The 6,936-nt window shown below is 71.6% G+C and carries 6 protein-coding genes and 1 pseudogene; 3 read left to right on the forward strand and 4 right to left on the reverse strand.

The genetic code is table 11. From position 1 onward, the window contains the following. Positions 1 to 1,766, forward strand: a pseudogene (locus D7V88_RS43315) (bpX6 domain-containing protein); the annotation flags it as partial. An 11-nt stretch (positions 1,767 to 1,777) separates the two neighbouring features. Here D7V88_RS43315 and D7V88_RS37180 read toward each other — a convergent pair. Beyond that, positions 1,778 to 2,464 (reverse strand): response regulator, encoded by a 687-nt coding sequence (locus tag D7V88_RS37180; RefSeq protein WP_120545310.1) that lies wholly within the window; start codon positions 2,462 to 2,464, stop codon positions 1,778 to 1,780. A 184-nt stretch (positions 2,465 to 2,648) separates the two neighbouring features. On the opposite strand from D7V88_RS37180, the gene D7V88_RS37185 reads away from it, so the two are divergent. After that, positions 2,649 to 2,909: a hypothetical protein gene (locus D7V88_RS37185; RefSeq protein WP_147449031.1), complete on the forward strand. Its 261-nt coding sequence runs from the start codon at positions 2,649 to 2,651 to the stop codon at positions 2,907 to 2,909. A 93-nt stretch (positions 2,910 to 3,002) separates the two neighbouring features. Then, the gene (locus tag D7V88_RS37190) at positions 3,003 to 4,913 is read left to right on the forward strand and encodes a PAS domain-containing sensor histidine kinase (RefSeq protein WP_244238597.1); all 1,911 of its coding nucleotides are present in this window, start codon (positions 3,003 to 3,005) and stop codon (positions 4,911 to 4,913) included. Here the strand turns inward: D7V88_RS37190 and D7V88_RS37195 are convergent, their stop codons facing one another. The 3 genes from D7V88_RS37195 to D7V88_RS37205 all read right to left on the reverse strand — a co-directional run bounded on the left by D7V88_RS37195 (position 4,914) and on the right by D7V88_RS37205 (position 6,801). After that, the gene (locus D7V88_RS37195) at positions 4,914 to 5,294 is read right to left on the reverse strand and encodes a response regulator (RefSeq protein ID WP_120545312.1); all 381 of its coding nucleotides are present in this window, start codon (positions 5,292 to 5,294) and stop codon (positions 4,914 to 4,916) included. It lies immediately after the preceding gene. 239 nt (positions 5,295 to 5,533) lie between these two features. Beyond that, complete coding sequence (locus tag D7V88_RS37200; RefSeq protein ID WP_120545313.1) at positions 5,534 to 6,244, reverse strand: LysM peptidoglycan-binding domain-containing protein; 711 nt, start codon at positions 6,242 to 6,244, stop codon at positions 5,534 to 5,536. Between the two features lie 242 nt (positions 6,245 to 6,486). Next, positions 6,487 to 6,801 (reverse strand): hypothetical protein, encoded by a 315-nt coding sequence (locus D7V88_RS37205; protein WP_120545314.1) that lies wholly within the window; start codon positions 6,799 to 6,801, stop codon positions 6,487 to 6,489. Between the last annotated feature and the right edge of the window lie 135 nt (positions 6,802 to 6,936).

Consider the following 6,936-nt stretch of genomic DNA (forward strand, 5'->3'; position numbering starts at 1 on the left):
GCGCCGTGTTCGAAACGCTGCGCCAGCGCTACCGCGACATCTTCCGCCGCCTGGAGCGCGAAGGCCGCATCGACGAAGCCGCCTTCGTGCTGGCGGAGCTGCTCGACGCGGCGGAAGAAGCGGTGTCCTTCCTGGAGCGCCATGGCCGCCTGCGGCTGGCCGCGGAGCTGGCCGAAGGGCGCGACCTGCCCGCGGGCCTCGTGGTGCGCCAGTGGCTGCTCGCGAAGGACGTGGCGCGCGCCGTGGCCATCGCGCGCCGTGGCGGCGCGTTCGCGGACGCGGTGCTGCGGCTGGAGAAGTCCCATCCGCGCGAAGCCGAAGCGCTGCGGCTGTTGTGGGGAGAAGCGCTCGCGGAGGCCGGAAACTGGGCGCGCGCGGTGGAGGCCGTGTGGCCGGTGGCCGCCGCTCGCCCCCTGGCGAAGGCCTGGGTGGAGCGTGGCGTCCGCGCCGGCGGCACGAGCGGCGCGAAGCTGCTCGTGCACCAGGCACTGGGCTTCCCGGACGGCTTCGACACCGCGCGCGGATCCGTGGAGGCCCTGCTGTCGGACGAGTCCCCCGAGCGCGCGCCGGAGCGCTTCGCCTTCGCCACGGAGCTGCTGCGGCAGGAGCCCTCCGACGCGTACTCCGCGCTCCTCACCCCCACCCTGCGCTCGCTCATGCGCGACCGCGCGCGGGAGCTCACCGTGCCGCTGGACGCGCTCATCAAGCGCCTGCGCAACGTGAAGGAACCCGCGATGGCGGCGCTGCGCCTGGACCTGCACCTGCCCGCGGAGCCGGTCCTGGCCGCGTGGTCGGAGCTCCCCGAGTCGGAGCGCAAGGTGACCCCCGTCTTTCGGGACAAGAACGACGCGGGCGCCCACGCGGTGCATGACGCCGTGGTGCTCCCGGGCCGGCGCGTGCTGCTCGCGCTGGGGGAAGCGGGAGCGCGGCTGGTGGGCCCGGACGGGCGGACGCTGGCCTGGTTCGACGTGCCGGCGTTCTCGCTGGTGCTCTCCTCGCAGGGGGACCGGGCGCTCGCGCTCGCGCGTCGGGGCGACGTGTGGCGCCTGTCGCGGTTGGACCTGGTGGAGCGTCGGGCCACGCGCTGGTGCGACACGGAGCTGGGCGCGTGGTCCCCCACGTATGACGGGGACCGCTGGTTCGTCGCCGTGCGCGACACCGTGATGATGGTGGATGCGCTGGCGCAGGATCTGCGCTCCCTCTGGCGGGTGACCCGGGTGGGCGGCGCCGTGCTGGAGGTGGCCGCCGACGCGCAGCACCTGTCCTTCCTGGTCCTGCACCTCTCCGTGGACCAGGACTTCGGCCTGCTGGAGCGCTGGGGTTATGACCTGGCCGGCGGCCCCACCCTGCGCCAGCGCGCGCACGTACCGAGCCTGTCCCGGACGCCGGACATCCACGCGCTCACCCCGGACGGAGAGGTGGCGGCGGGGCGGCGCGACGTCACCGAGAAGGAACAGCTCCCGCCCTGGCCCGTCCTGAAGGCGTTCACCGGGCGGCGCAACCACGACATCCCCTGGAAGGACCCGTCGCGCGTGGGCGTGGTGCTCGGGCACGCCTGGCACGTGACGCGCTTCATCGAGGCCCCGCTGCACACCGCCGTCCTGCGCGACCTCACCGGACATCCGCGCGTGAGCTTCCAGTTCTCCGGAATCCCGCCCCAGGTCGTCCGACTCACCGACGACTGGTGCATCGTCCACGACCTGCTCGGCCGGGTGGTGTGGGTGGACCTGCACTCCGGCGCGGTCCACGGCGTGCCGGTGGACTGAAGGGCCCTGCCTCAGGCGCAGCGCAGGTGGCTGGGGACGATGACGATGCTCGCGGTCAGCTCGCACGCGGCGTCGTTCACCTCCAGCACCACCCGCACGCCCTCCACCGTCACCAGCAGCGAGGGCTGCTCGCTGTGCAGCGCCATCAGCCACGAAGACGCCAGGGGCAGCTCCGTGGCCGCCAGCTCCGCGGCGCGCAGCAGGTGCACGCGCACCGCGTGGCGGATCGGATCCGGCAGCGCATGCAGCGAATAGAGGGACTCATCCGGCAGGCGCAGCGTGTACGGCATGCGCGGCGGTTCGTACGTCCGGCGGGGCAGCTCGCGCAGGCGCTCCGAAAGCTCCGACACCAGCGTCTCCGGCCGCGACGGCTTGCGCAGGAAGCCCACCACCCCGCCCAGGGGCACTTCCGGCGGACCGCTGGCGCTGGACATCATCATCACCGACAGGTGCCGCAGCCGCGCGTCCGTGCGCATCCGCCCGTACAGCTCCCATCCGTCCACGCGCGGCAGCATCAGGTCCAGCAGGACGAGGTCCGGGTGCTGGGCACGAGGCCGGTGGCGCAGCCAGCTCAACGCCTCCGCGCCGTCCGACACGAGCGACACCACGAAGCCCACTTCGCGCGCCGCCCGGCCCACGCCTTCCCGCCACGTCCGGTCATCCTCGACGAGCAGCAGGTGGTGGATGCCCATGGCCATTCATGATTCGACATGCTTTCCCCCGGGTTGTTGAAGCAGACCCAGGTCCGACGGGCTCCCTAGCGTTGGTTGCTCGACATTGTTGGGGGTGCACTGTTTCCTCAGGACGCTCGGGGCTGGACACCCAAAATAACCGCCAGGCTGTCTTGTTGCAGGCTGGGTGCAATGCGCACGTTGGGCTGCCATGGCCTACCGTTTTCGACTCGAACCCCAGGTGGTGTGCATGCTGTCGGCCTGTCCGACGGGGGTGCGCGAGCAGCTCCAGGAGGAACTGGGTGCGCTCGCCAGCCTGATGCCGCGGCGGCCGGTGCCCCTGCCGGGGCGGGAGGGCGCGGCGGTGCTGGCCTGTGGCTTCCAGGTCCGCTACCGGGTGGAACCGGGGGAGGGCTTGCTGCGGTTGACGACCCTGCAGCCGCTCGGGGTGGTGCCGCCGCCAGCTTCCTGAGGGCAGCGCACGCGGTCCTTGTGGCGGTGGTCGTGGGGCGCCTAAGTCGAGGGGTTCGTTTCGGTCCCCCTTTCCTCCCATGAGCATCCGCGCGTGACCCAGCCCCTGGCCGATTTTCTCTTCGAGTGCCGCAACGTCCTCCAGGACGCGTGGCTCCACGAAGCGCCGGGCTCCGGCGATGTCTTCGCCCGCGTGCTCGACGCCGTGGCGGCCCGGATGGCGAACCCCGGGGCCCAGGTCTCCGAGGAGTTCGCGCGGGAAGCGGCGCTCCTCCTGCGGGGGCCTGATGGGCGTCCCGTGGTGGCCGGCTACCGGCGCTTGCGGCAGACGGTGCTGCGGCTGTGGCGTGAGCGGTCCGGCGCGGACGCGGAGCCCGCCGAGGAGGAGGGCTTCCACGCGGCCGTGGACGCGGTGGAGGAGGCCGCGCTGGAGGCATACGTCCAGGGCCGCCTGGTGTCGGAGCGCGAAGCGGAGGATGCGTCCGCCGGGCAGGAGGGCTCGGACGAGCCCGGGCCGCGACACTGGGAGGACATCTTCCTGCACCTGGGCGTGGGCGTGGGCGTGATGGGGCCGGAGGACACCACGCTCGTGTCGACGAACCCCGCGCTCGCGCGCATGCACGGCCAGCCCACCGAGTCGCTGAAGGGGCTGCGGCTGGAGGACCTGGTGGCGCCCGAATCGCGCGGCGCGCTGCCCCGGCACATGGCGGCCGTCGGCTCCAAGCTGTCGCACGAATACGAAGCGCTGCACCTGCGCCGCGACGGCAGCCGCTTTCCCGCCTTCGTGCACGTGACGTCCCTGCGAGACGCCACCGGCCGCCGCGTGGGCCGCGCCGCCACGGTGCTGGACATCACGGGCCGGCGCCAGGCGGAAACGGAGCGGCAGCGGCTGTTGGCCACCATCGAGGCGGAGCGCTCGCGGCTGTCGGCGGTGTTGGACCAGTTGCCCGCGGGCGTGCTCATCGCGGAGGCCCCCAGCGGCCGGCTGCTGCTGGGAAACCGCGCGCTGGAGTCGCTGCTGGGCCATCCGTTCCGGCCCCCCTCCAGCGTCGCGGACTACGACGCGGCCCACCAGATGTTCAGCGCGGACAGCCAGTTGTTGCCAGAGGACGCGTGGCCCATGGCGCGAGCGCTGCGCACCGGCGAGACGCGCACGGCGGAGCCCTTCCAGGTGCGGCGTCCGGACGGCACCACCGCGCACCTGCTGGGCTCCAGCGCGCCCGTGCGGGATGCGTCCGGCAACATCGTCGCGGGGGTCGTCACGCTGGTGGACGTCACCGAACGGCGGCGCGCGGAGGAGACGGCGCGCGAAGCGGCGCTGTTCGGCGAGCGGTTCATCGCCATCGTCAGCCACGACCTGCGCAACCCGCTCAACGCCATCCAGTTGTCCGCCACGAAGCTCCTGCACGGCGACGCGCTGCCGGAGCGCGACCGCAAGGCCGTGTCGCGCATCGCCCGCTCCGGCGAGCGGATGGCGCGGATGATCTCCGAGCTGCTGGACTTCACCCGCAGCCGGCTGGGCGGCGGCATCCCTATCGAACGCGTGCCCGGCGACCTGCGCGCCGTGGTACGCCAGGCGGTGGACGAGCTGGAGGCGGCGTGGCCTGAACGCTCGCTCACGTTCCAGTCAGGCCCCGGCCTCTACGAAGGCGCCTGGGACGCGGACCGGCTGCTCCAGGTGGTGAGCAACCTGGGCGGCAACGCGCTCCAGTACAGCCCGCCGGACTCTCCCATCCGCTTCACGCTGACGGACCTGGGGGAGCAGGTGGTGCTGGAGGTGCACAACAGCGGAACGCCCATCCCGCCGGACGTGCTGCCACACCTGTTCAACCCCTTCCGGCGCGGCGGCGGCGTCAACCCGCACGGCGGCCTGGGCCTGGGGCTCTACATCGTCGAACAGGTGGTGAAGGGGCACGGCGGGCGCATCGAGGTGCGCTCCCGCGCTTTGGAGGGCACCGTCTTCCGCGTCCTCCTGCCGCGCGGCGCCAGCGCCCCGGCGCCCTGATCAGTAGGCGGCGGCTAACTCGGAGCGCGAGCGAAAGGGCTCCAGCGCGCGCATCAGGTCATCCAGGTCCAGCGGCTTCGGGATGGAGGCCCGGATGCCCGTGGGGACGGGCCGCGTGGCGCCCGCGCCCGACACGACGATGACGGGCAGGCTCTTGAGGCGCGGCTCCTTCTGGATGCGCTCCATCAGCTCCCAGCCGCTCATCACCGGCATCATCAGGTCCAGCAGCATCACGTCCGGCAGGGGCTGACGCCGCAGGCGCTCCCACGCGTGAAGGCCATTGCCGGCGACCTCGACGGCGAAGCCCTCCAGCGTGAGGAACTCCTCCAGCATCTCCCGGCTGTCGACATGGTCTTCCACAAGCAGGATGAGGCTTCGCATGGGGTTGCCAGCCTCCCCCCGCCCGGGCCCCCGCGCAAAGTCCTTGTGTCCAGGGAACGTCCAACCCTGGACGGAAGGCCTGTCCAATGTGAATCCGGCGGCACAGGAGGTGCCTCCCGGGGCAGGGGGGACCGGTGGGACCCAGGGGGACGGGAAACGACGATGGGGCCTCCCCCTTCCGCGCGTCGGGCGCGGAGGCGAAGACCCCACCGGGTGCTTCAGGCGCGAGGCCGAGCGGCTCAGCCCTTGTAGTGGTGCACCGACATGATGGGGTAGTTCATGGACGTCATGCTGATGCGCTGAGAGCCGTCCGAGTTCACGTTGTTGGAGCCGATGAACTGGGCCTTGCCGTCCTTCCAGCCGGCGAACATCACCACGTGCTGGCCGCTGCCCACCTTCATGGAGACGACGTCGCCCGGCTTCGCGTCCTTCAGGTCGACGCGCTGGAAGTTCGGGTCGCGGTCCAGGTTGCCCTGGAGGGTCATCACGGAGGCGCTGTGCTGGCTGTCCTTGATCTGCCCGGCCTGCTCCAGGCACGCGGAGACGAAGTTGGCGCAGTTCACATCGTTGGGGACCCAGTCCTCCATGTCCGCGCCCACGCCGCTGCCTTCCATCTTCAGCGAGCCGGCGTTCTTGCCCAGGTGCGACTGGGCAATCTCAAACGGGCTGCCACCGGGGCCGCGAGAGGCCGGGCCCGCGCCGCCCGGAGGCGCCGTCACGTTGCCGGAGCCGCTGGAGCCGCTCGTGCCGCCACCGGCCTTGGAGCCGCTGCTGCCGGAGGTGCCGGGCTCGAAGGAGTCCTTGGAGCCGGGGATGTTCAGGCTCTTGCCGGCGTAGATGAGGTTCTTGTCCTTGATATCCGGGTTGGCCTTCATCAGGTCGCCAACGCTGGTGTTGTAGCGCTTGGCCAGGGCCGAGAGGGTGTCGCCAGACTGGATGCGGTAGCTCATGTGGGGGGCTCCGGGTGGGAGCAGTGACCCGACCTCGGTCACCGGCTGCGATTGCTTCCATTCTCGCCGTTCAAGAACCTGGGTTGCGTCCCCCACCTGCTTTTCCCTGAAAACACGCACATGCAGGGGAAGGACACACCCGGGGCGGAATCCCCGTCATGAAAGGCACCCGGACCGCCGACTTTTCCACCCCGGATGGATGCACGGGAGGGATGTCGCGGCGCGCAATTTCCCGGGATTTGCTAGCGGCTCTGCGCGTCGTGCTTCTGGCGGGCGATGCGGCGGCTGAGGGCGTCCTGCTTCGCGTCGATGCGGGCGCGCTCGGCGGCGTCCAGGTGGCCGTCGTCGCGGCGCTCCCGGCGGATCTCCCGCTGGAGGGCGTTGTTCTGGCGCTCCAGACGCACGGCTTCGCGGCCAGTGAGTTCTCCGCTGCGCACGCCCTGATTGATGCGCTGCTGCTGGTTCACCTGCCGCCGGTCGGCCTCCGCGGCCACGGCGGGCAGCGCCACCGTCATCCCCAGCACCGCCGCGAGCATCCCCAGTCCGTTGCGCTTCATGGTGTTCCTCCTCGATGCGCGCCGACGTCGTTGTCGGCGCATCGTCCTTGGAGGGTTGAACCCGGCGTTCGCGCGGAGGTTGCGGGGGGATTTTCCCAAGCCGGGTGGGTGGAGGTGGGCGGGCACGGAAGGCGC

The sequence above is a fragment of the Corallococcus terminator genome (assembly GCF_003611635.1).
GTDB classification, from domain to species: Bacteria; Myxococcota; Myxococcia; order Myxococcales; family Myxococcaceae; genus Corallococcus; species Corallococcus terminator.